The 21661-nt window shown below is 73.4% G+C and carries 18 protein-coding genes; 10 read left to right on the top strand and 8 right to left on the bottom strand.

What is annotated here, in order from left to right; genetic code table 11:
* Positions 1 to 12: 12 nt before the first annotated feature.
* Both IEY98_RS30770 and IEY98_RS30765 read right to left on the bottom strand, forming a co-directional pair.
* Complete coding sequence (locus IEY98_RS30770) at positions 13 to 702, bottom strand: response regulator transcription factor (RefSeq protein WP_189214200.1); 690 nt, start codon at positions 700 to 702, stop codon at positions 13 to 15.
* Positions 699 to 1889 (bottom strand): sensor histidine kinase, encoded by a 1191-nt coding sequence (locus tag IEY98_RS30765; RefSeq protein ID WP_189214199.1) that lies wholly within the window; start codon positions 1887 to 1889, stop codon positions 699 to 701. The genes IEY98_RS30770 and IEY98_RS30765 overlap by 4 nt, the downstream gene beginning before the upstream one ends.
* Positions 1890 to 2063: 174 nt before the next feature.
* Between IEY98_RS30765 and IEY98_RS30760 the strand changes: the two genes are divergently transcribed.
* Positions 2064 to 3236 carry a UDP-N-acetyl glucosamine 2-epimerase gene (locus IEY98_RS30760; protein WP_229787770.1) on the top strand — a complete coding sequence of 391 codons (1173 nt, stop codon included), beginning with the start codon at positions 2064 to 2066 and terminating at the stop codon, positions 3234 to 3236.
* A 54-nt stretch (positions 3237 to 3290) separates the two neighbouring features.
* Positions 3291 to 3926: a DUF2238 domain-containing protein gene (locus tag IEY98_RS30755; protein WP_189214198.1), complete on the top strand. Its 636-nt coding sequence runs from the start codon at positions 3291 to 3293 to the stop codon at positions 3924 to 3926.
* Positions 3927 to 3942: 16 nt separating this feature from the next.
* Here IEY98_RS30755 and IEY98_RS30750 read toward each other — a convergent pair whose 3' ends face one another.
* Together IEY98_RS30750 and IEY98_RS30745 are read right to left on the bottom strand one after the other, a co-directional pair.
* Positions 3943 to 5244, bottom strand: a complete 1302-nt coding sequence (locus tag IEY98_RS30750) for a cation:proton antiporter (RefSeq protein WP_229787768.1) — start codon at positions 5242 to 5244, stop codon at positions 3943 to 3945.
* 110 nt (positions 5245 to 5354) lie between these two features.
* On the bottom strand, positions 5355 to 5972 hold the full coding sequence (locus IEY98_RS30745) for a DsbA family protein (RefSeq protein ID WP_189214197.1): 618 nt from the start codon (positions 5970 to 5972) through the stop codon (positions 5355 to 5357).
* A gap of 140 nt (positions 5973 to 6112) precedes the next feature.
* Between IEY98_RS30745 and IEY98_RS30740 the strand changes: the two genes are divergently transcribed.
* The 4 genes from IEY98_RS30740 to IEY98_RS30725 all read left to right on the top strand — a co-directional run bounded on the left by IEY98_RS30740 (position 6113) and on the right by IEY98_RS30725 (position 9469).
* A complete protein-coding gene (locus IEY98_RS30740; protein WP_189214196.1) occupies positions 6113 to 6694 on the top strand; it encodes a hypothetical protein in 582 nt (193 codons plus the stop codon).
* Positions 6695 to 6895: 201 nt separating this feature from the next.
* Positions 6896 to 8023 carry a sensor histidine kinase gene (locus IEY98_RS30735; RefSeq protein WP_189214195.1) on the top strand — a complete coding sequence of 376 codons (1128 nt, stop codon included), beginning with the start codon at positions 6896 to 6898 and terminating at the stop codon, positions 8021 to 8023.
* Positions 8020 to 8679 (top strand): response regulator transcription factor, encoded by a 660-nt coding sequence (locus IEY98_RS30730; protein ID WP_189214194.1) that lies wholly within the window; start codon positions 8020 to 8022, stop codon positions 8677 to 8679. Before IEY98_RS30735 ends, IEY98_RS30730 begins: the two co-directional genes overlap by 4 nt.
* A 115-nt stretch (positions 8680 to 8794) precedes the next feature.
* Positions 8795 to 9469 (top strand): DUF2306 domain-containing protein, encoded by a 675-nt coding sequence (locus IEY98_RS30725; protein WP_189214193.1) that lies wholly within the window; start codon positions 8795 to 8797, stop codon positions 9467 to 9469.
* Positions 9470 to 9478: 9 nt separating this feature from the next.
* Here IEY98_RS30725 and IEY98_RS30720 read toward each other — a convergent pair whose 3' ends face one another.
* Together IEY98_RS30720 and IEY98_RS30715 are read right to left on the bottom strand one after the other, a co-directional pair.
* On the bottom strand, positions 9479 to 10726 hold the full coding sequence (locus IEY98_RS30720; RefSeq protein ID WP_189214192.1) for a M1 family metallopeptidase: 1248 nt from the start codon (positions 10724 to 10726) through the stop codon (positions 9479 to 9481).
* 8 nt (positions 10727 to 10734) lie between these two features.
* A complete protein-coding gene (locus tag IEY98_RS30715; protein ID WP_189214191.1) occupies positions 10735 to 14568 on the bottom strand; it encodes a Pls/PosA family non-ribosomal peptide synthetase in 3834 nt (1277 codons plus the stop codon).
* Between the two features lie 235 nt (positions 14569 to 14803).
* On the opposite strand from IEY98_RS30715, the gene IEY98_RS30710 reads away from it, so the two are divergent.
* A complete protein-coding gene (locus IEY98_RS30710; RefSeq protein ID WP_189214190.1) occupies positions 14804 to 15103 on the top strand; it encodes a PadR family transcriptional regulator in 300 nt (99 codons plus the stop codon).
* 10 nt (positions 15104 to 15113) lie between these two features.
* On the opposite strand, the gene IEY98_RS30705 is transcribed toward IEY98_RS30710, so the two are convergent.
* Positions 15114 to 16154, bottom strand: coding sequence for a LacI family DNA-binding transcriptional regulator (locus IEY98_RS30705; RefSeq protein WP_189214189.1), 1041 nt, complete (start codon positions 16152 to 16154; stop codon positions 15114 to 15116).
* Between the two features lie 312 nt (positions 16155 to 16466).
* Between IEY98_RS30705 and IEY98_RS30700 the strand changes: the two genes are divergently transcribed.
* Positions 16467 to 17999, top strand: coding sequence for a non-reducing end alpha-L-arabinofuranosidase family hydrolase (locus IEY98_RS30700; RefSeq protein ID WP_229787766.1), 1533 nt, complete (start codon positions 16467 to 16469; stop codon positions 17997 to 17999).
* 62 nt (positions 18000 to 18061) lie between these two features.
* On the opposite strand, the gene IEY98_RS30695 is transcribed toward IEY98_RS30700, so the two are convergent.
* Positions 18062 to 19450 carry a glycoside hydrolase family 10 protein gene (locus tag IEY98_RS30695; RefSeq protein WP_229787764.1) on the bottom strand — a complete coding sequence of 463 codons (1389 nt, stop codon included), beginning with the start codon at positions 19448 to 19450 and terminating at the stop codon, positions 18062 to 18064.
* 520 nt (positions 19451 to 19970) lie between these two features.
* On the opposite strand from IEY98_RS30695, the gene IEY98_RS30690 reads away from it, so the two are divergent.
* Both IEY98_RS30690 and IEY98_RS30685 read left to right on the top strand, forming a co-directional pair.
* Positions 19971 to 20954 (top strand): methionine ABC transporter ATP-binding protein, encoded by a 984-nt coding sequence (locus IEY98_RS30690; protein WP_189214187.1) that lies wholly within the window; start codon positions 19971 to 19973, stop codon positions 20952 to 20954.
* Complete coding sequence (locus IEY98_RS30685) at positions 20954 to 21634, top strand: methionine ABC transporter permease (RefSeq protein ID WP_189214186.1); 681 nt, start codon at positions 20954 to 20956, stop codon at positions 21632 to 21634. Before IEY98_RS30690 ends, IEY98_RS30685 begins: the two co-directional genes overlap by 1 nt.
* The last annotated feature ends 27 nt before the right edge of the window (positions 21635 to 21661 follow it).

Below are 21661 nucleotides of genomic sequence, written 5' to 3'. Positions count from 1 at the left end.
GCTCAACGGGTTCTAGGCGTCGGGCGGTGGCGCGCTGGGCGCCAGGCGGAGCTGGTTGGCGAGCAGTGCGGCCTGGACGCGGTTGTCCAGGTGCAGCTTCGTCAGCGTGCGGGAGACGTAGGTCTTCACCGTCGAGACGCTCATGTAGAGGCGTTCGGCGATCTCGGCGTTGTTGAGGCCGAGGCCCACGTGGCCGAGCACCTCGCGTTCGCGGTCGCTGAGCAGGTCGAGGCGGTCGGCGGCGTCGGGGAAGGCGGTGGGCGGGGTGAGCCTGCCCGCGATCCGGCGGAGGATGCGTTTGCTGAGTTCGGTGTTCAACACCGACGCCCCGCCGTGCACCGCGCGGACCGCGCTGATGAGGTCCTTGGGGGTGAGTTGCTTGAGCAGGAACCCGTCCGCCCCCGCGGTCAGCGCGTCGATCATGAGCTGGTCGTCGTTGAAGGTGGTCAGCGCCAGGACGTACGGCGGGTCCGGGTCCTTCTTGAGCCGCGCGGTGGCGGTGACCCCGTCGACGCGGGGCATCCGCAGGTCCATCAGCACCACGTCGGGTCGGCGGTCGCGGCAGACGGCGACCGCCTCGGCGCCGTCGGCGGCCTCGCCGACCACATGGATGTCCCCGGCGGACTCGAGGATCGCCCTGGTCCCCGCGCGGATGAGGGTCTGGTCGTCGACGACGACCACCCTGATCACGGTGTCGGTCATCCTTCGCGCTCCCGGTCGGGCGGCGGCAGTTCCGCGCGCAGCACGAACGTGTCCTCGGTCGGGCAGGCGGCGAGGTCGCCGCCCGCCAGTGCCGCCTCCTCGGCGAGCAGCCGCAGCCCCCGGCCGGTGCCGGGCAGGGAGTGGCGGTCGTGCGGGGCCAGCGGGCTGGTCACCGTCAGCCGGATCCGGTCGGCGGCGTGGGCGAGCCGGACGTCGGCGCGCGGCTCGTCGGCGTGCCGCAGCACGTTGGTCAGCGCCTCCCGGACGATGCGGTAGCACAGGTCCCCGATGGCCGTGTCGCACGCCTCGACGGTCTCGTCCACCGAGTAGGCCACGTCGACGCCGAGGGACCGGTAGTCGCGCACGAGGTCGGCGATGTCCGCGATGGCGAACCGCGTCTCCTCGGTGTCGGTCCCGGACAGCATGTCGAGCACCTCGGCGAGTTCCCCGACGGCCTTCTGACCGACACGCACGATCAGGTCGCAGCGGTCCCTGATGGACGCGGCGGCCGCGGCGTCGACGCTGATCGCGCCCGCCGTGGTCACCATCACGCTGACGTGGTGGCCGACGCCGTCGTGCATCATCGACGCCAGCCGGGCCCGCTCGGCCAGGCTGCGCTCCCGCAGCGTGCTCTCCCGCAGCCGCCGCTGGCGCTCGGCCGACTGCGCGGCGTGCCGCTCCCGGTCGAGGGACGCCTCCTCCAGGCTGTTCTTCGCCAGGCCCACGACGAAGGGCGCGACGGCGGCGAAGGACCAGTAGACCAACCCGTTGAACCCGCTCGCGGGCAGGCTGGCCTCGAACTCGAACAGGTGACCGGACGTCGCGACGGGCTCGAACAACGCCTGGTGGGCGGGCAGGACCAGCAGCACCCCCATGCTGAGGACGGCGGGCAGCCAGCGCCGCCGCCGGGTCAGCGAGAAGGTCATCACGTAGACCGGGTAGGGCAGGTCCGTCACCACGAACGTGGCGCAGGCGACCACGACGGCCGCCCAGTCGTACTCCCGCCGCCACAACGCGACCACGATCGCGCACAGCGCGGCGATCGTGGCGAACGCGGCCGGGGACAGCGCGGGCGACGTGCGGTAGAGGCCGGTCAGCAGTCCCACGGCGGCGGGACCGGCGATCACCAGCGCGACCATGACGTCGCGCGCCCTGCGCGAACGGAACAGGCGTTGCCAATGTTCCACCACCCACACCATGGAAACACCCCGGCCGTGCCGGGGCGACTCGCGCGATCCCGATCGGATGGTGTCAACCAGGGTCCACAAGCCGGGGCGAGCCGTCACCGCGGGACGACGCGGGCAGGCCCCTGACCGAGGTCTCCTTGAGGAGACCAACCGCCCCGGCTCAGGGAGACGACCATGACCATGACCATGACCATGATCCAGCAGGCCGCTCGACCCGCACGACCCACCCGCCGACGCCCGCCGGCCCGTCCCGCAGCACCGCGCCGCGGCGGCGCGGCGATGGTCCTCGGGCCCCGGCCGGAGATCCTCGCCCTCGCCCCGGTCATGCGCGAACTCGGCGACCTGGCCGGGGTCGTGCGCGTCAGGCGGACGGACCCCGCGTTCCTCGGCGATGAGGGGCTGGCAGGCCCGCTGGCGGCCGTCGGCGCGGAGGCGGTGTCCAGGAGCTGCAGGCTCGCCGCCGCGATGGACCGGCTCGACCAGGTGTTCGCCGCCGACCGCCCGGACGTCGTGGTCGTGCGGGGCGCGACCGACACCGCGCTGGCGGGCGCGCTGGCGGCCCGCTCGCACGGCGTCCCGGTGGTGCACGTGGAGGCCGGGTTGCGCAGCCGGGACCTCGGTCAGCCCGAGGAGCACAACCGGGTGCTCGTCGACCGGGCAGCGGAGGTGCTGTGCGCGCCGACCCCGGTCACCGTCGCCAACCTGGAGGCCGACGGGCTGGGCGACCGGGACATCAGGCTGACCGGAACCACGACGGTGGAGTCCGTGCGCCACCGGCTCATGCCGGAGGCGCAGCGGCGCGCGGTCGTGCGGAAGTGGGGCCTGGAGCCCGACGGGTACGTGCTGGCCACCCTCGACCGACCGGAGAACACCGACGACGAGGCGCTGTTCGCGATCACGAACCAGCTCTCCGGGGTCGCCGAGGCCGGGTACCCGGTGGTGCTGGCCGCGCACCCGCGCACCAGGGCCGCGGCGATCCGCGCCGGGGTGCTGGCCTCCGGGATGAACGTGCGCGTGGTGAACCGGCTCTGGCACTCGGAGTTCCTCGCCCTGGCGCGGCACTGCGGGCTGCTGGTCTCCGACTCCGGGGCCGTGCAGGAGGAGGCGACCGTGGTGAAGCGGCCGATCCTGGTCGTCCGCCGGTCGACGGAGCGCCCCGAGGTGCTGCGGGACTTCGGCAGGCTCGTCGGACCGGGCGACGACATCACCGCGATCGCGCTGGACTGGCTCGCCGACGGCGAGCGGCGCGCCCGTCTGGCGGAGCTGCCGTCCCCGTTCGGGGACGGGCGGGGCGGCGAGCGCATCGCCGACGCGGTGCGCCAGGTCGCCCTGGCCGCGCGCGGGTAGAAATGCGCGGCGCCGAAAGCGTGGTCTTGACCCCCATCGGGGGTATGTCCGGATATGCCCGACACGAAACCGAGCACGCTCCGCCACGAGCCGCGGGTCCTGCTGGCCGTCGTCCTCGCCGCGGTGGCGGCGTCGGCCGTCGGCGCCCGGGAGTACGGCACCTGGGTGCTGGAGGTCGCCCCCATCGGGCTGGCCCTGCTGGTCCTCGTGCCGACCTTCCCCCGGTTCCGCCTCACGCCGCTGGCCTACCGGGCGCTGGCGATCGCCGCGCTGCTGATCGCGCTGGGCGCCCACTACACCTACGCCGAGGTGCCGCTGGGCGAGTGGATGCGGGACTGGTTCGGCTTCGAGCGCAACCACTACGACCGGATCGGCCACGTCGCCCAGGGCGCCGTGGCCGCGATCGGGGTGCGGGAGCTGCTGGTCCGGCTCACCCCGCTGCGCGCCGGGTGGTGGCTGCTGGGCGTCACCACCCTCGTCTGCCTCGGCGTCAGCGGGGGCTTCGAGCTGGTCGAGGCCCTGGCCGCGGCGTTCACCGGGCAGGCGGGCCAGGACTACCTCGGCACCCAGGGCGACGAGTTCGACGCCCAGTGGGACATGACCTGCGCGCTGGTCGGGGCGCTGGCGGCCCAGCTGGCCCTCGGCCGGGTGCACGACCGGCAGATCGCGCTCGTCGACCGGGAGGCGTAGTCAGACAGGGGCGTAGTCAGACAGGGGTCGATGGCGCTTGGCCCTCGTCGCCGTGCCGGTTGCGGGAGACGCGCACCCGCAGCCGGTCCAGCACCATCATGGACGGGCTCGCGGTGATGCCGTGGAGGACGATCGAGCCGATCACCACCAGGGCGACCACCCGCCAGATCGTGTCCTGCTCGCCGAAGTGCCCGTTCTCCAGGGCGTAGGCGACGTAGAACAGCGAGCCGATGCCCCGCACCCCGAAGAAGGCGATGACCAGGCGCTCCCGGGGGCCGGTCCGGCCCCTGGCCAGGCCGACCACGCCCGCCAGCGGGCGCACCACGAGCAGGACGGCCAGCGCGACCAGGACCTCCCGCCACCCGGTCCCCACCAGCAGGCCGGTGACGGCCGCGCCGCCGAGCAGGAAGATCAGCAGCACCGTGAGCATGCGCTCGACCTGCTCGACGAACCGGTGCAGGACGCGCTGGTAGCCGTGCGAGCGCTCCCCCGCCCTGATCGTGCACGCGCACACGAAGACCGCGACGAAGCCGTACCCCTCGGCCAGCTCGGTGAGCCCGTACGCCAGGAAGGTGGCGGCCAGCGCGACGAAGCCCTCGGCGTGCTCGGCCAGTCGAACCTTCTCCGACGGCACGGAGAAGAACAGCTTGCGCAGCCCCCACCCGATGAGCAGCCCGACGAGGAGGCCGCAGGCGAGCCGCCACAGCACGTCCACCGCGAGCCAGTGCGGCGCCCAGGCGCTCGGGGCCGCCCCGACGACGCTGATGGCCACCGCGGCGTAGGTGAAGGGGAACGCCAGCCCGTCGTTGAGCCCGGCCTCGGAGGTCAGCGCGAACCGCGCCTCGTCCTCCACCGAGCCGGGGTCGTCGGCGTCCTCCACCGGCTCGGCCACCTGGACCTCGCTGGCCAGCACCGGGTCGGTGGGGGCCAGCACCGCGGCGAGCAGCACCGACGCCGCCACGCCCCAGCCGAGCACGCCCCAGCCCAGCAGCCCGACGGCCAGCATCGTCAGCGGCATCGTGATGCCCAGCAGACGCCACGTCGACGACCAGCGCCGCAGGCCCAGCGGCCGGTTGAGCGCGAGCCCCGCGCCCATCAGGGAGATGATCACGCACAGCTCGGTGAGGTGGACGACGACCGTGCCGTGCCGGATCGGGTCGGGGTCGGGCAAGGGCTCGAACACCGTGAACGCGAGCGCGCCCGCGGCCAGGAACACCATCGGCATCGAGACCGGGGCCCGGCCCAGGACCCGCGGCAGCATCGCGGCCAACAGGGTCGCGACGCCGATCCCCGCGTAGGCGATCGCGCCCGGGTCCACCACGCGGCTCCTCTCCGCCGAAAGCCGGGCTGATCAGCGCCAGCCGCACTAGGGGCCAGTACCCCGCCAGGGCGGGAACGAACCCGAGTCCCGGGATGAGCGGACCGGCGTCAGGGGGTGTGTCGCGGTTCGGCGAGGGGTGCGCCCTTGACGGAGTGGAAGCCCGGCACCGAGGTCATGAGCAGCAGGCCGTCCCACAGCCTGCCCGCGTCCTCCCCGCGGGGGATCTCGGAGATGACCGGGCCGAACACCGCCACGCGCTCCACACCGGGACCGGAGACGGCGATCACCGGCGTGCCCGTGTCGGCGCTGACCAGCCGCACGCCCTCGGCGTGGGAGGCCCGGACGGCGGCGTCGTACTCGGTCGTCGTCCCGGCGGAGGCCAGTTCCCTCGGCAGCCCGGCCGCGGCCAGGGCGGTCTCGAGGTCGCCGAGCCAGTCGTCGGAAGCCCGGGCGCCCGACCACAGCGCGGCGTAGAACCGGGCGAGCGCTTCCTGGCCGTGGAGTTCGGCCACCGCCGCGCAGACCCGGACCGGGACCCACAGGTAGCCGTCCGGATCGCCCTCCGGATCGTCATCACGGTGCTCGTTGAGCACGGACAGGCTCATCACGTGCCAGCGGACCTCGACCGGCCGAACCCTGGTGACCTCCACCAACCACCGGGAGGTGATCCAGGTGTACGGGCAGGACGGGTCGAACCAGATGTCGGCGACCCATGGTGCGGCCATGGCCGCAGCCTAGCTCCCACCGAGGGCAGCGCCCTTCCACCGCACGGCAGGCGGACTTGTCGGGTCGGTGGTGGCTCCTCGCGGTTTGCTGCACACTGAACAGCGCGTCGTCTGTGATCAACGGCCCACGCGGAGAATCGATGAACCAGCCCGACGACCGGTCGCGGGAGGTCAGCGCCGCCAGGGCGACGCTCACGGGCGCCAGGATCGCCCTGATCGGGACGATCATCGCCGCGCTCATCGGGGCCACGGCCACGATCACCGCGGCGCTGGTGCAGCACGACAAGCCCGACCCCACCGCCGTGCCCGCCCCCACCACCCGAGCGCCGACCAGCACCTCCGAGCAGCCCCCCAGCACCGCCGAGTCGCCCACCAGCACGTCCGGAGGGCCCACCGGCACCACGACCACGGCGTCCGACGGCGTCACCTACCGGTGCACCGGGTCGGCGCCCCACGGCATCGCGATCTCCTACGGATCGTCGACCAGCGGTCTGCAGGCCACCGGCCTGCCGTTCACCGCGCAGGAGAGCAGCGTCAGCCGGACAGCGCGGTACTACTCGATCCGAGCCCAGCTCCACGGCGGCGGCGAGGTGACCTGCACGCTCACCGTGACGGCCGCGGGCCGCACCACCACCAGCACCGGCACCGCGCGCGGCGGCTACAACCAGGCGACGCCCCAGGTCTGCGCCGACTACGAGCGCCGCTGGACCGCCTGCGGCTGACCACGACACCCGCCCTCCTCCCACCGCTCGGGCCGAGCCGACTTCCGGCAGCAGCGCCTCCGCTCGCCGCCCGAGTCGGACTCCCACCGAACGCGCTCCGCGTGACCGCTCGGTGATACCGCCGCCGAGTCGCCTGGGCCGGGATCGCTGCTCGCACTTTCGGCTGATCCGGGCTGGTCCGCGGGCTCGTACCATGGCCCGGTGCGCGAACTGCTTCGCTCGGTGTGGCGGGAGCCGCCGCCTGTCCTGTCGGCACCCCGGGTGTGGTGGGACTGGGCGCTGGTGGCCGTGCTGGCGCCGCTCGCCGTGGTCGAGGCGATGACCAAGTCCGGCCTTCACCACCGGGGACTCTCCGCGGTGGTGGTCGCCGGGCTGGTGTTCACGCTGCTGTGGCGACGGTCCCGACCACTGCTGATGGTGGGCATCGTGTTCGGGGTGTTCACGGTGGTGTCGGTGGCCCTGGGACGCGAGTTCCCCGACCAGGACATCGCGGTCTTCGTGCTGTTGCTGCCGTTCGCGTTGTTCCGGTGGGGGTCCGGGCGGCATGCCGTCCTCGGCGCGGCGATCATGCTGGGCAAGGTGGGGCTCTCGGCGGCGGTCGGGCATCTGCGGCCGGTCGAGGCGCTGGGCGGGGTCACCGTGCTGTTGTTCGCGATGGCCCTCGGCGCGGCGGTGCGCTACCGGGCGTCGGCGCGGGCGCGGGCGGTGGACCAGGTGCGGCTGGTCGAGCGGGAGCGGCTGGCCCGCGATCTGCACGACACCGTCGCCCACCACGTGACGGCGATGGCGATCCGGGCCCAGGCCGGGATGGCCACCGCGGCGACCGATCCGACCGCCGCCGTCGACGCGCTGCGCCTGATCGACGCCGAGGCGGCCCGCGCCCTCGACGAGATGCGGGGCATCGTGCGGATCCTGCGCGCCGAGCAGCCCGACGACCTCGCGCCCAACCCCCGCGTCGCCGACCTCAGGCGGCTCGTGTCCCACAGTGGACCGGTCGTCGCCGTGGAGTTGCGCGGCGACGTCGACGACCTGCCGTCGCCGGTCGCCGCCGCCGTGTACCGCCTGGCGCAGGAGGCGATCACCAACGCCCGGCGGCACGCCCGGCACGCCACCCGGGTCGACGTGCGCGTGGTGGCCGATCACGCCGAGGTGCGCGTGCTGGTGAGCGACGACGGCGAAGCCGGGCACCTGTCCGGCGCCCCCGGCTACGGCCTCATCGGGATGCGCGAACGCGCGAACCTGCTCGGCGGCACCTGCGCGGCGGGCCCGGACCCGGACGGCGGGTGGACGGTCACGGCCGTGCTCCCCAGGGCCCGGGCGCGCGCGTGAGCATCCGCGTGCTGGTCGCCGACGACCAGGAGATCGTCCGCACCGGACTGGCCATGATCCTCGACGCCCAGCCCGACATCACGGTCGTCGGCGCGGCCGAGGACGGGCGGCAGGCGGTGGCGCTGGCCCGCCGCCTGCGGCCGGACGTGTGCCTGTTCGACATCCGGATGCCCGACGTCGACGGGATCGAGGCCACCCGCCTGCTCGCCGGGCCGACCGTCGACGACCCGCTCGCCGTGGTCGTCATCACCACCTTCGACCTCGACGAGTACGTCTACGCCGCGCTGCGCGCGGGCGCCCGCGGGTTCCTGCTGAAGAACGCGGGGGCCGACATGCTCAGCCGCGCCGTGCGCGCGGCCGCCGCAGGGGACGCGCTCATCGCGCCGAGCATCACCGCGCGGCTGCTGGCGACCTTCGCCCGGAACGGCCCCGCCGCTCCCCCGGCGCAGCCGGTCGACCCGCTCACCGAGCGCGAGGAGCAGATCATCGTCGCCGTGGCGAGCGGGCGGACCAACAACGAGATCGCCGACGGCTTCCACATCACGCTCAGCACCGTCAAGTCCCACGTGGCCAGCCTGATGACCAAACTGGGCGCCCGCAACCGCGTCGAGATCGCCATGTGGGCCTACGCGACCGATCGCGTCCGGCCCCGCTGACGCCGAAAGCCCCGCTGACGCCGAAAGTACGACATCCCCGCAGCACCATCGGCGGACCCGCCGCCCGGCCGGATTCCCGATGATCAGCCCCGGCCGGATCGGCAGGATCGAAGCTATGACAACGCAACCCCTCGCCCGGCGACAGTGGCGCGTGCCCGCCGCGCTGGTCCTGCTCAGCGCCGTCCCCGTCGTGGCGGGCATGGTCCGGACGGCCGAGCTGGCGTCCGGCGCGGAGATCACCGAGGCCAACGCCCGGTTCTTCGCCTCGCCCGTGCCGGTCCTGCTGCACATCGCGGGCGTGACCCTGTACTGCGTCGTGGGCGCCTTCCAGTTCGTCCCCGGACTGCGCGGCCGCCGGTCGGCGTGGCACCGGCGCGCGGGCCGGGTCCTCGTCCCCAGTGGACTCGTCGCGGCGCTGTCCGGACTGTGGATGACCTTGTTCTACCCGTACGGACCCGCCGTAGGCGATGTCCTCACCGTCATCCGCGTCATCTTCGGCTCGTTCATGGCCGTCGCGATCGTCCTCGGCCTCACGGCGGTCCGCAGACGCGACTTCGCCGCGCACCGCGCCTGGATGATCCGCGCCTACGCGGTGGCCATGGGCGCGGGCTCGCAGGCGGTGATCATCGGCGGCTGGATGATCGTGGCGGGCCCGCCCACGGTGCTGGCCAACACCCTCCTGATGACGCTGGCCTGGCTGCTCAACCTCGCCGTGGCCGAGCGGATCATCCGCGGGTCCGGCCGCGCCGCCGGGCGCGCGGCCCGCGCCGATCACCTGGTCAGGAGCTAGCCCGCCACGTCACGGACACGGCGGGAGGGCGGGCGAGAGCACCCACTGCCGCAGCAGCGGTCCGACGTCGCCGTAGCCCGCGCAGTGGGTGAGAAACGCGTCCGTGGTGACGTGGCCGTGGCGGTGCGCGGCGACCCAGTCGGTGACGAGGGCGGTGTAGGCGGGGGTGCCCAGGTGGGTGTGGAGGGCGTGCAGGGTGAGCGCTCCGCGCAGGTAGACGCGCTCGTCGAAGAGGTTCGGGGTTCCGGGGTCGGCCAGAGGCAGGTCCTGCGGCAGGGTGGCGAGGGTCTGGTGGGCGCGGGCGGCGTGCCAGCGCGGCGGCTGGCCGCCGGATGCCGACGACCAGAGCCATTCCGCGTAGGTGGCGAAGCCCTCGTTCAGCCAGATGTGCCGCCAGTCGGCGATGGTGAGGCTGTTGCCGAACCACTGGTGCGCCAATTCGTGGGCTACCAGGCGTTCGCAGCCTCGGTGACCGTCCACATGGTTCGCACCGAACACGGACAGGGACTGGGCCTCCACGGGAACGTCCAAGTCGGCGTCGGTGACCACGACCGTGTACTGCGGGAACGGATAAGGGCCGAACAGCTCGGTGAACAGCGTCATCATCCGCGGCTGGCGGGCGAAGTCGTGGCGCGCGGGGACGGTCAGGCGCGCGGGAGCGGCCAGGAGGAGATCGCCCGGCGAGCGGTGCAGCTCGTACCGTCCGATCTGGACGCTCACCAGATACGTCGGCGTCGGCTGGGGCAGCTCGTACACCCAGGTCGTCGTGCTCGCTGAGGTGCGGGTCGCCACCAGGGTGCCGGTGACCAGCACCTGGTAGGCGGAGGCGGTCGTGACGGCGATGCGGTACGCCGCCTTGTCCGACGGATGGTCCTTGCACGGGAACCACGACGGCGCCCCGAACGGCTGGGACGCCACCAGGACGCCGTCGTCCAGGTGGTCCCAGCCGATGTCGCCCCAGTGGCTCCGGATCGGCGCTGGGTTGCCCGCGTAGCGGATCTCGACGGCGAACGCGGCGCCCTCCGGCACCGGCCGGGCCGGGGTGACCGTCAGCTTGCCGCCGTGGTGGGCGTAACGGGCCTGCTTGCCGTCGACCGTCACCTTGGCGACCCGCAGCGCGGCGGCCAGGTCGAGGGTGAGACGGCGCAGCGGCCCGGTCGCGACGGCGGCGACGCGGGCGCGGCCGGTCAGCCTGCCCGGGCCCACCCGGTAGTCGATGGCCAGGTCGTACTCGACGACCCGGTAGCCGTCTCCCATGTCCCCATTCAACAGGACGACCACGCCGCGATCGGGTTGCCCAGCCACCGCGTGCCCGGGGGCACGGACTCCCCGCGCATCACCAGCGACGCCGGGCCGACGGTGGCCGCCGCGCCGATCGAGGCCCCCGGCAGCGCGATCCCGTGCGGGCCGAGGGTGGCGCCCGCGCCGACGGTGACCGGGCCCAGCGCCATGATCCGGTCGTGGAACAGGTGCGTCTGCACCACGCAGCCCCGGTTGACGGTCGCGCCCGCGCCGATCCGCACCAGGTCGGCCTCCGGCAGCCAGTACGTCTCCACCCAGGCGCCCGCGCCGACGCGGGCGCCGAGCCCGCGCAGCCACAGCGCCAGCAGCGGGGTGCCCTGCGCGACCGGCGCGGCCCACCGCGCTCCGAGCACCTCCACAAAGGTGTCGGCCAGCTCGGCCCGCCAGACGAACGGGCTCCACAGCGGCTTGCGGGTCGCCCGGAACCGCCCGACCAGCAGCCACTTCGCCGCGATCGACAGCACGCAGGCCACGACGCCCGCACCGGCCAGCAGGACGCCCGTCGCCGCGGCCGCCCATCCGCCCCACACCTCCGCGAGGGCCAGGTACCCGGCCGCGACCAGCACGGCCAGCGCCACCGACAGCACGACGGGCACCAGGCGGCACAGCTCGACCAGCGCCCTGGCCACCACGAGCCGGGTCGGCGGGGCGAAGGTGGTGCTCTCGTCGCCGTCCTCGGCGGTGCGCGGCAGCCGGATCGGCGGCATGCCCAGGTAGGACGTGCCCGCCTTGGCCTTCTTCGGCGTGGACGACAGCACGCCGACCAGGCCGCGGTTGGGCACCTTGCGCCCGGCGGCGGCCATGCCGGAGTTGCCGAGGAACGCCCGCTTGCCGACGCGCGCGGTGGCCACCCGCAGCCTGCCCCCGCCCAGCTCGTACGACCCGACGAGGGTGTCGTCGGCCAGGAACGCGCCGTCGCCGACGGTGGTGAGGCTGGGCAGCGCCAGCACGGTCGAGGCCTCCACCCGCTTGCCGACCCGCATGCCCAACGCGCGCAGCCACGCGGGCGTGGCGAGGCTGGCGTAGAGCGGGAACAGGGCGTCGCGGGCCAGGTCCATCAGCCGCTCGGTGGTCCACGCCTGCCAGGCGACGCGGCTGTGCACGGGGTGGTCGCCGGGCCGCAGGCCGATGGCGAGCAGCCGGACCGACACCAGCACGATCAGCGCGTACGCCGCCAGGAACGCGATCGCCGCCAGCGGCGCGGCGAGCAGCGCCGAGCCGAGCGCCGCGCCGAGACCCGGCGCCCCGGAGACGGCGTGACCGAGCACGAGCAGCGCGGGCACGGCGGCGACCGCGGGCAACAGGCCGAGCCCGATCGACGTCAGGCCGTAGCCGAGCACCCAGCCGCGACGGCGGACCGGGCGCGGGCCGCGGCGGGCGGCCCGGCCGGCGCGGGTCGCGGGCGAGCCCGCCCACCGCTCGCCCGCCGGGACGGTCCCCGTGACGCCGGACCCGGGCGCGACCTCGGCGCGCTTGCCGATCCGGGCGCCGGGCAGCAGCGTGCTGCGCGCGCCCACGACCGCGCCCGCGCCGATCCGGACGGTCCCGATGTGCAGCAGGTCGCCGTCGAGCCAGTGGCCGGACAGGTCGACCTCGGGTTCCACGGCCGCTCCCCGGCCCACCCGCAGCAGACCGGTGACCGGCGGCGCGGAGTGCAGGTCGACGTCGTCGCCGACGCGCGCGCCAAGGGCGCGGGCGTAGAGCGTGAGCCAGGACGCGCAGCCGATCCCGGTGACACCCGCCAACTCCGCGATCCGCTCCGCGGCCCAGAGTCGCATGTGGACGCTGCCGCCGCGCGGATAGGCGCCCGGGGCAACGCCGCGCAGCAGCAGGCGGGCCGCGCCCGCGGCAAGCCCGATCCGCCCCGGCGGGGACAGGAAGACCGCCCAGCCGACCGCGATCACCCACCACGGGGTCGTCGGCGCCCAAGCGGTCCCCAGCAGGTTGCTCAGCGCGGCGAGCACGACGGCCCAGCGGGCGCCGACCAGGGTCAGCAGGGGGATGGTGAGCAGCGTCTGGACGAATCGCGCCGATCGCGGGGTGGGGACGACTTCGCGGGGCCGCTGCCGGTCGGTCCCCGCGACCGATTCGACCAGCGTGGCGAGGGCGCCCAGCGTCGGGTGCTGGTAGAGGTCGGCCACGGCGATGCCGGGGTGCGTCGCCCGGATCCGGGAGACGAGCTGGGCCGCGGCGAGGCTGCCGCCGCCCGCGGCGAAGAAGTCGGCGTCCGGGCCGCTCGGGCCGATCCCGACGACCTCGGTCCAGCGCTCGGCGAGCCAGGCCTCGGTCGCCGACAGCGGCACTGCGACCTCGGTGGCCTCGGTGGTGGTCAGCGGCCAGGGCAGCCGGTCGCGGTCGACCTTGCCGGACGTGCGGGTGGGCAGGGTGTCGACCTGGGCCAGCAGCGGCACCAGCGCGGCGGGCAGGGCGGCGGTCAGCCGCTCGCGCGCGGCGTCGGGGTCGAAGCCGGGTTCGGCGACGACGTAGCCGACGAGCAGCTGCGCGCCCGCCGCGGTGGCGCGGATCGCCGCGGCCGCGCCCGCGACGCCGGGCAGCGCGGCGAGGGCCGCGTCGACCTCGCCCAGCTCGACGCGCCTGCCGTGCAGCTTGACCTGCTCGTCGGCGCGGCCGAGGAAGACAAGGCCCTCGGCGTCGCCGCGGACGAGGTCGCCGCTGCGGTAGGCGCGCCGCCAGCCGAGGGCGGGCAGCGGGGCGAACTTCTCGGCATCCTTGGCGGGGTCGAGGTAGCGGGCCAGCCCGGCGCCGCCGATGACCAGCTCGCCCGAGCCGCCCATGGGCACCGGCTCGCCGTCGCCGTCGACGACGGCCAGCTCCCAGCCCTCCAGCGGAAGGCCGATGCGGACCGGGCCGGAGCCGGTCAGCCGGGCGGCGCAGGCGACGACGGTGGCCTCGGTGGGGCCGTAGGTGTTCCACACCTCGCGGCCGGGAGCGGCCAGGCGCGCGGCCAGCTCCGCGGAGCACGCCTCCCCGCCGAGGATCAGCAGGCGCACGGCGTCCAGCGACTCCACCGGCCACAGCGCGGCCAGCGTGGGGACGGTCGAGACGACGGTGACGCCGCGCTCGACCAGCCACGGGCCGAGGTCGACGCCGGAGCGGACCAGCGACCGGGGCGCGGGCACCAGGCACGCGCCGCGCCGCCAGGCCAGCCACATCTCCTCGCAGGACGCGTCGAAGGCCACCGACAGCCCGGCCAGCACGCGGTCGCCCGGCCCGATCGGGGCGTCCGGCAGGAACAGGTCGGCCTCGGCATCGACGAACGCGGCGGCGGAGCGGTGGCCGACGGCGACGCCCTTGGGCCTGCCGGTCGAGCCGGAGGTGAAGATGATCCACGCGTCGTCGTCCGGCGCGGGACCGCCCGGCGCTCCCCCGGCCGGTCCGCGCAGCGCGAGCGCCCGGCCCTCGCCGATGACCGCGCACACGCCCGCCTCGGTGAACACGGTCTCGGCCCGCTCGTCGGGGTCGTCGAAGTCGACCGGCACGTACGCGGCCCCGGCGCTGAGGGCGGCGAGGATCGCCACGTAGAGGTCGGCGGTGCCGGAGGGGACCCGGACGCCGACCCGGTCGCCGCGGCCGACGCCCGCACCGGCCAGCACCGCGGCCAGCCCGTCCACCTCCGCGAGCAGTCCGGCGTAGTCGAGGACGCTCGTGCCGTCGTCGAGCGCGGGCGCGTCCGGGTGGCGCGCGGCGGTGGCGGCGAGGATGTCGACCAGGGTGCGCGGCGGGCTTTCCGGACCGGACCGGAAGACGGCGCGCTGGGCGAGAACGGGAAGGGTCATCGGTGGCGTGTGCTTCACTCGGGCCTGGAGAACAGCGACAACCGCAGGACATTACCCGGTGTTGATCGCCGCTGTCGCGCCGGAACGCCCCCTTGGTGCGCGGCGTCACACGCCCGAACGGTTGCGCCACAAGGACTATCAGATCGTGACCCGATATCGTTAACCGATATTCTTTGCCCTACCGGGATTCTAACTCGACTCGGCCTTCGATATCGGCATCCGATATCATCGGGTGATGGACGTCCTCCGCGAGTTCCACACCGGCGCGCTGCGGCTCCGGGTGCTCCACCACGCCGCCGAGACCCCGGTGCACGGGGCCTGGCTCGCCGAGGAGCTGGCCGCGCGCGGACACCGGGTCTCCCCCGGAACGCTCTATCCCCTGCTGCACCGCATGCAGGAAGCGGGTCTGCTCAAGTCCACCAGCGTCGTCGAGGCGGGCAGGCGCCTGCGCCGCTACCGCACCACCAAGCGCGGCAAGCGCCTGCTCGCCGACTGCCGCGCCGTCGTCGCCGAACTGGCCCGCGACCTCGGCTGACCTCGCCCGTTCACGGAGTAAGCCGCCGTCGCGGGGGCGCGGTGCTCGCCCGCACCACCAGTTCGGTCGGCAGGACGACCCGACGCTGGCGGTCGGACAGCCCCCTCGACAGCTCCACGACCAGTTCCGTCGCGATCGCCGCCATCTCGCCCAGCGGCTGCCGGACGGTGGTCAGCGCCGGGATCATGATCTCCGCGGGCGGCAGGTCGTCGAACCCGACCACGCTGAGGTCGTCGGGTATGCGCAGGCCGAGGGCGTGGGCGGCCTGGTAGACGCCGAGCGCCTCACCGTCGTTGCTGGCGAAGATCGCCGTCGGCGGCTCGGGGAGGCGCATCAGCGCCGTGGTGTGGCGGTAGCCGTCAACGATCCGGTACTCGCCCTCGCGGATCAGCGTCGGGTCGACGGGCAGGCCCGCCTCCTCCAGGGCCGCGCGGTAGCCGTCGAGGCGGGCGCGGGCGGAGAGCATCGGACCGCCGGTGATGATGGCGACGCGGCGATGGCCGAGGTTCACCAGGTGCCGGGTCGCGGCCAGGCCGCCGCTCCAGTTGTCCGCGCCCACCGAGGGCACGCCGTGGGCAGGTTCGCCGGTCGGGTCGACCAGCACGAACGGGATGTCGCGGCTGGCCAGCTGCACCTGCTGCGCCGAGGTGAGCTCGGAGTACACCATGACCACGCCGGTCGGCCTCCGGGTGAGCACGGTGTCGGTCCAGCTGCGGCCCGGCTCGTGCCTGCCCTGCAGCTGGGTCAGCACGATGGACAGCCCGTGCGCCCGGGCTGCCCGCTCGACGCCGTTGAGCACCGAGACCGGGTAGGGCCCGGCGAGCTCGTGGAAGACGACCTCCAGCAGCTGCGCCTTCGCCTGCCGCTTCTGCCTGCGGTACCCGTGCCGCTGGATCACGGACTCGACCATCGCCCGGGTGTCGGAGGCGACCTCCTGGTGGCCGTTCACGACCTTCGACACCGTCGCCGTCGACACCCCGGCCAGCTCCGCGATCTGCGCGAGGGTGAGCACACCCTGGGCCTCACCTGCGGAATCGGGGGCGTCGGTCATGGCGGGAGTCTATCGACCGCGCGTCCGCTCCCCCCGGGCGCAGCGCGCCGCCGTCGTTGACGCCGCCGGGCTTCGGTGGATAAATTGATCCGCGAAGTTCCGGCCATTCGTCCGAAAGTTTCAGAAGCGACCGGAGATCCCGCAGTTCCCGCCCCAGCCTGCGCGCGGCGCGGATTGTTAACGCTAACAATCGGTCGTGGAATGCCGGAACCCGGCAACGAGAGGAGCGTGCCCATGGTCGGCACGGAGAAACCCACCACGAAGACACGCACGACGACATCCACCCCGAGGACATCCACCCCGAGGACACCGATGCGGAGACGGCACAAGCTCGCGGCGCTGGCCGCGGCGGTCATCACCACCCTGGTCGGTGGCCTGATGATCGCGGGCGCTGCCCCGTCATCGGCGGCGTCGGTGGACACCAGCGCGTGGTATGTGCTGGTGAACCGCAACAGCGGCAAGGCGCTCGACGTCTACAACCTCGCCACCAATGACGGCGCCCGCATCACCCAGTGGACCCGCAACGACGGCAACTGGCAGCAGTGGCAGTTCGTCGACTCCGGCAACGGCTACTACCGGCTCCGGTCGCGGCACTCGGGCAAGGTGCTCGACGTCCACAACTGGTCGACGGCCAACGGCGGGGCGATCGTGCAGTGGGCCGACACCAACGGGACCAACCAGCAGTTCCGGCTGGCCGACTCCGCGGGCGGCCACGTGCGGCTGATCAGCCGCCACTCCGGCAAGGCCGTCGAGGTGCAGGGCGCCTCCACCGCGGACGGCGCCAACGTGGTCCAGTACGACGACTGGGGCGGCGCCAACCAGCAGTGGCAGCTCGTGCGGGTCGGCGGCGGCCAGCCGACCACCACGACGCCCCAGCCCGGCGGCGAGCTGCCCTCGTCGTTCCGCTGGTCGTCCAGCGGCGTGCTCGCAGGCCCGAAGTCGGACGCGCAGCACGACATCGTCGCCATCAAGGACTACTCGGTCGTGCGGCACAACGGCAACTGGCAGGTGTACGCCACCACGGCCAGCAGGCAGGGCGGCTGGAACCTCGCGCACTTCCAGTTCCCGGACTGGGCGCAGGCCGCGGCCGCGCCGCACACGTTCCTCGACACCGCGTCCGGCGTCGGCCCCGGGTACCGGGCCGCGCCGCACGTGTTCTACTTCGCGCCGCAGAACCTGTGGTACCTCGTCTACCAGACCGGTCTGCCGAGCTACTCGACCAGCAGCGACCCCAGCAACCCCCGGTCCTGGTCCGCGCCGCGCAACTTCATGAGCGCCGAGCCGGACATCGTCCGCCGGAACAAGGGCAACGGCCACTGGCTCGACTTCTGGGTCATCTGCGACACCGCGAACTGCCACCTGTTCTCCAGCGATGACAACGGGCACATCTACCGCGCCCAGACCTCGCTGGCGAACTTCCCCAACGGCTTCGGCAACACCGTCATCGCGCTGCAGGACTCGAACCCCTACGGCCTGTTCGAGGGCACCGCGGTCTACAAAGTCGGCGACAGCGGCCAGTACCTGCTGCTGCAGGAGGCCATCGGCTCCACCGGCCGCTACTACAAGTCCTTCGTCTCCACCCGCATCGAGGGTCCCTGGACCCCGCACGCCGCGAGCGAGTCGAACCCGTTCGCCCGCACGAGCACCACGACGTTCCCCACCGGGCAGTGGACCCGCGACATCAGCCACGGCGAGTTGCTCAGGGCGGGCAACGACCAGACGATGCCGATAACCCCGTGCCGCCTGCAGTTCCTGTACCAGGGCCTGGACCCGAGCGCGGGCGGCGAGTACTCGCAGCTGCCCTACCGCATGGGCCTGCTGACCCAGACCAACTCCCCCTGCTGACGTTTCGGGTGAGGCCCCGGAGGGGAGGCCGTCGCGCCTCCCCTCCGGGGGTCGTTCGCCGGTCAGGCGGCCCGGCAGGTCAGGCTCGGCCAGGTCCAGTTGCCGCCGTGCATGACGGTGAAGCCGAACGCGTTGCCGTTGCCGTTGGGCCGGGCGGTCATGACGTTGCCGCTGGAGTCCCAGCTCGGGGTCGTGTTCCAGGTGGCGATGATCCGCTGCGGGTAGCGCACCGTCACGGTCACGACCCAGTTGTCGGTCCCGGTCACGGTGACGTTCCCGTTGAACCGGTCGCCCCACTTCTGGCCTTCGGAGTAGGTGGCCGTGCAGCCCCCGCCGGGCGGGGTCGTGGTCGTGGGCGGGTTCGAGGTGGGCGGCGTGGTGGTGGGCGGGTTGCCGGGGTCCGCGGCGTTCAGGGTCTCCAGGACGGCGTGGTAGGCGGCCTTCTTGTTGCCGGAGCCGTCGAAGAGCAGCGGGGTGCCGTACGAGCGCCACGAGTCCGTGTCGCGCACGCCCCACACGGTGATGCCGGTGCAGCGCGAGACCGCCAGGCAGGCCTGGGTGACGCCGCGGTACTGCTCGGCCTGGGACGTGCCCGACCCCTCGATGTCCAACTCGGTGATCTGCACGTCCACGCCGAGGTTGGCGAAGTTCTGCAGGGTGGTGTGGTAGTTCGACGGCACGGGGTTGCCGCTGTTGAAGTGCGCCTGGAAGCCGACGCAGTCGATGGGCACGCCGCGGGCCTTGAAGTCCTGGACCATCCGGTAGACGGCCTGCGTCTTGGCGTGGGACCAGTTGTCGGTGTTGTAGTCGTTGTAGCAGAGCTTGGCGCCGGGGTCGGCGGCGCGGGCGGCGCGGAAGGCGGCCTCGATCCAGTCGTTGCCGGTGCGCTGGAGGTTGGAGTCGCGGCGGGCGCCGCTGGAGCCGTCGGCGAAGGCCTCGTTGACCACGTCCCAGGAGTGGATCTTGCCGCGGTAGTAGGTCGCCACGCGCGTGACGTGGTTCAGCATCGCCTGCCGCAGGGCGGAGCCCTCCATGCGCGCCATCCAGCCCGGCTGCTGGGAGTGCCAGGCCAGCGTGTGCCCCCGGACCTTCTTGCCCTGCTGCAGGGCGAGGTTCACGATCCGGTCGGCGTTGGTGAAGGTGAACTGGTTCTGGTTGGGCTCGGTCGCGTCGAGCTTCATCTCGTTCTCGGCGGTCACCGAGTCGAACTCGCGGCCGATGATCCCGGTGTACGTCGAGTCGGACAACCGGCCCGCCGCCACGGCCACCCCGAAGTAGCGGCCGGAGATGTTCGCCGCCCCGGCCAGCGTGGTGGCGCTCGCCTCGACGGCCGCGTCGTCGGCGACGGCGCCCCCGCCGACCGCGGTCATCGTCCCCAGCGCGGCCACGGCCGCGACCGCCAGTCCCACCGCCAGCCTGCGGCTCCTGAATTGCTGTGCACTCGTACTCACTACTACACCTCGCACGGATTCGGCCGGAATTCGACACTGAGCGCGACCGAAACATTCGGTCAACATCTCGAAACATTCTGGATTGTAAGCCGCCGGAGTGGCGGACGAAATGCCGTGCGCGGTTTTCGAGAATTCTTCGGACTTTCGTAGGAGGAATGACTTTCCCGGGCGCTCATTCGGGCCCGTCCGCTCGACGGAGCCAGCCGCACCGGTTCTGGCGCGCCGTGGGAGACCGAAGTCACTCCGCTGGTCGGGTCCGCATGGCCTGGAGTCGCAGGGAAGTTCACATAGTGGAACGGCGGCTCGGCGATTCCGGAAGCGGCGGGGGCGGGTGCGAGCATCGCGGCATGGACAGCGCGCCGGTCACGACGGGAGGGCACATGCGGCCCCCCTGCGCGGCCCGCTGACCGAGGTCCGTCCCCGGGGGCTTCCCGCCCGATCGAGCGCGCCCGTCGTCCCTTCCCGTTCCAGGAGGTCGTCCTTCCATGTCCACAGCCCAGTCCCCCAGCCCGAGGCGGTCATGACCGACGGGATCGTGCTGACCGGGCTGCGCAAGGTGTACCCGCTGCGCGGCGGGGACGTCGTCGCGCTGGACGGGATCGACCTGCGGGTGCCGCGGGGCGCCATCCACGGCATCGTCGGCGAGTCCGGGGCGGGGAAGTCGACCCTGGTGCGCTGCGTCACGGCGCTGGAGCGGCCGACGTCCGGCACCGTGCTGGTCGACGGGGAGGCGGTCGACGCGGCGGGCGAGCGCGACCTGCGCCGGGTGCGCCGCCGCATCGGCATGGTGTTCCAGCAGGTCAACCTGTTCGACGCGCGCACGGCGGCGGAGAACATCGCCTACCCGCTGCGGATCGCCAAGGTCCCGGCGGCGCGCAGGCGCGAGCGGGTGGCCGAGCTGCTCGACCTCGTCGGCCTCGCCGGGCGCGGCGGGTCCTACCCGGCCCAGCTCTCCGGCGGGCAGAAGCAGCGGGTCGGCATCGCCCGCGCGCTGGCCGCCGACCCGTCGGTGCTGCTGTGCGACGAGCCCACCTCCGCCCTCGACGCGGCGACGACCCGGCAGATCCTGGCGCTGATCCGCGACGTGCGCGACCGCGTCGGGGTGACCGTGCTGATCATCACCCACGAGATGTCCGTGGTGCGCGAGGTCTGCGACTCCGTCTCGCTGCTCGACCGGGGCCGGATCGTCGAGCACGGGCCGATCGGCGAGGTCGTCGGCAGGCACGGGACCCGGTTGGCGCGCGAGCTGATCCCGCTGCCGGTGACCGCCGACAGCACCACGGTGGAGGCGGCGTTCGCCGTCGAGCACACCGGGGAGGTCTTCCGCGCCATCGGCGGGATCGACGGCGTCGCCGTCGCCGCGGGCACCGTCGAGACGCTGGGCGGGGTCCGGGTCGGCAGGCTGCGCCTCGACGTGGCGCCCGACCGCCGCGCCGCCGCACTCGCCGCGCTGCGGCAGGCGGGCCTGCACGTCACGGTCGCGCCCGGCGAGGAGGCAGCCTGATGGGCGACTGGCTCTCCGACCTGTTCAGCAACCCCGCGATCACCGACCGGCTGCCGGAAGCGACGCTGGAGACGCTGCTGATGGTGGGCTGGTCGGCGCTGCTGGCCGCGGTCGGCGGACTGCCGCTGGGCCTGTGGCTGCACACCACCGGCCCGGGCGGGCTGCGGCCGCGGCGCTCGGTCAACGCGCTGCTGTCGCTGGTGGTGAACGTCGGCCGGTCGCTGCCGTTCATCATCCTGGCGATCGCGCTGATCCCGTTCACCCGCTCGGTGACCGGCTCGGCGCTGGGCTGGCAGGCCGCGGTCGTGCCGCTGACCGTCGGCGCGATCCCGTTCTTCGCCCGCCTCGTCGAGAGCGCCGTGCGCGAGGTGCCCGCAGGCAAGGTCGAGGCCGCGCAGCTCGCCGGGGCGTCGAGGGCGCAGATCCTGACCGGGGTCCTGGTCCGCGAGTCGCTGCCCGGCCTGGTGTCCGGCTTCACCGTGACGGTGATCGCCCTGGTGTCGTACTCGGCGATGGCGGGCGCGATCGGCGCGGGCGGGCTCGGCTTCCTCGCCATCAGCTACGGCTACAACCGCTTCCAGTCGGACGTGATGATCGTGTGCGTGATCGTCATCGTGCTGCTGGTCCAACTCCTGCAAACCGCGGGCGACCTCATCGCCCGCGCTGTCGACCACCGGTGAGACCCACCACCCGTCAGAGAAGGAAAC

Source organism: Actinokineospora fastidiosa, assembly GCF_014648415.1.
GTDB classification, from domain to species: domain Bacteria; phylum Actinomycetota; class Actinomycetes; order Mycobacteriales; family Pseudonocardiaceae; genus Actinokineospora; species Actinokineospora fastidiosa.
This window is presented reverse-complemented; position numbering and strand designations above follow the sequence as displayed.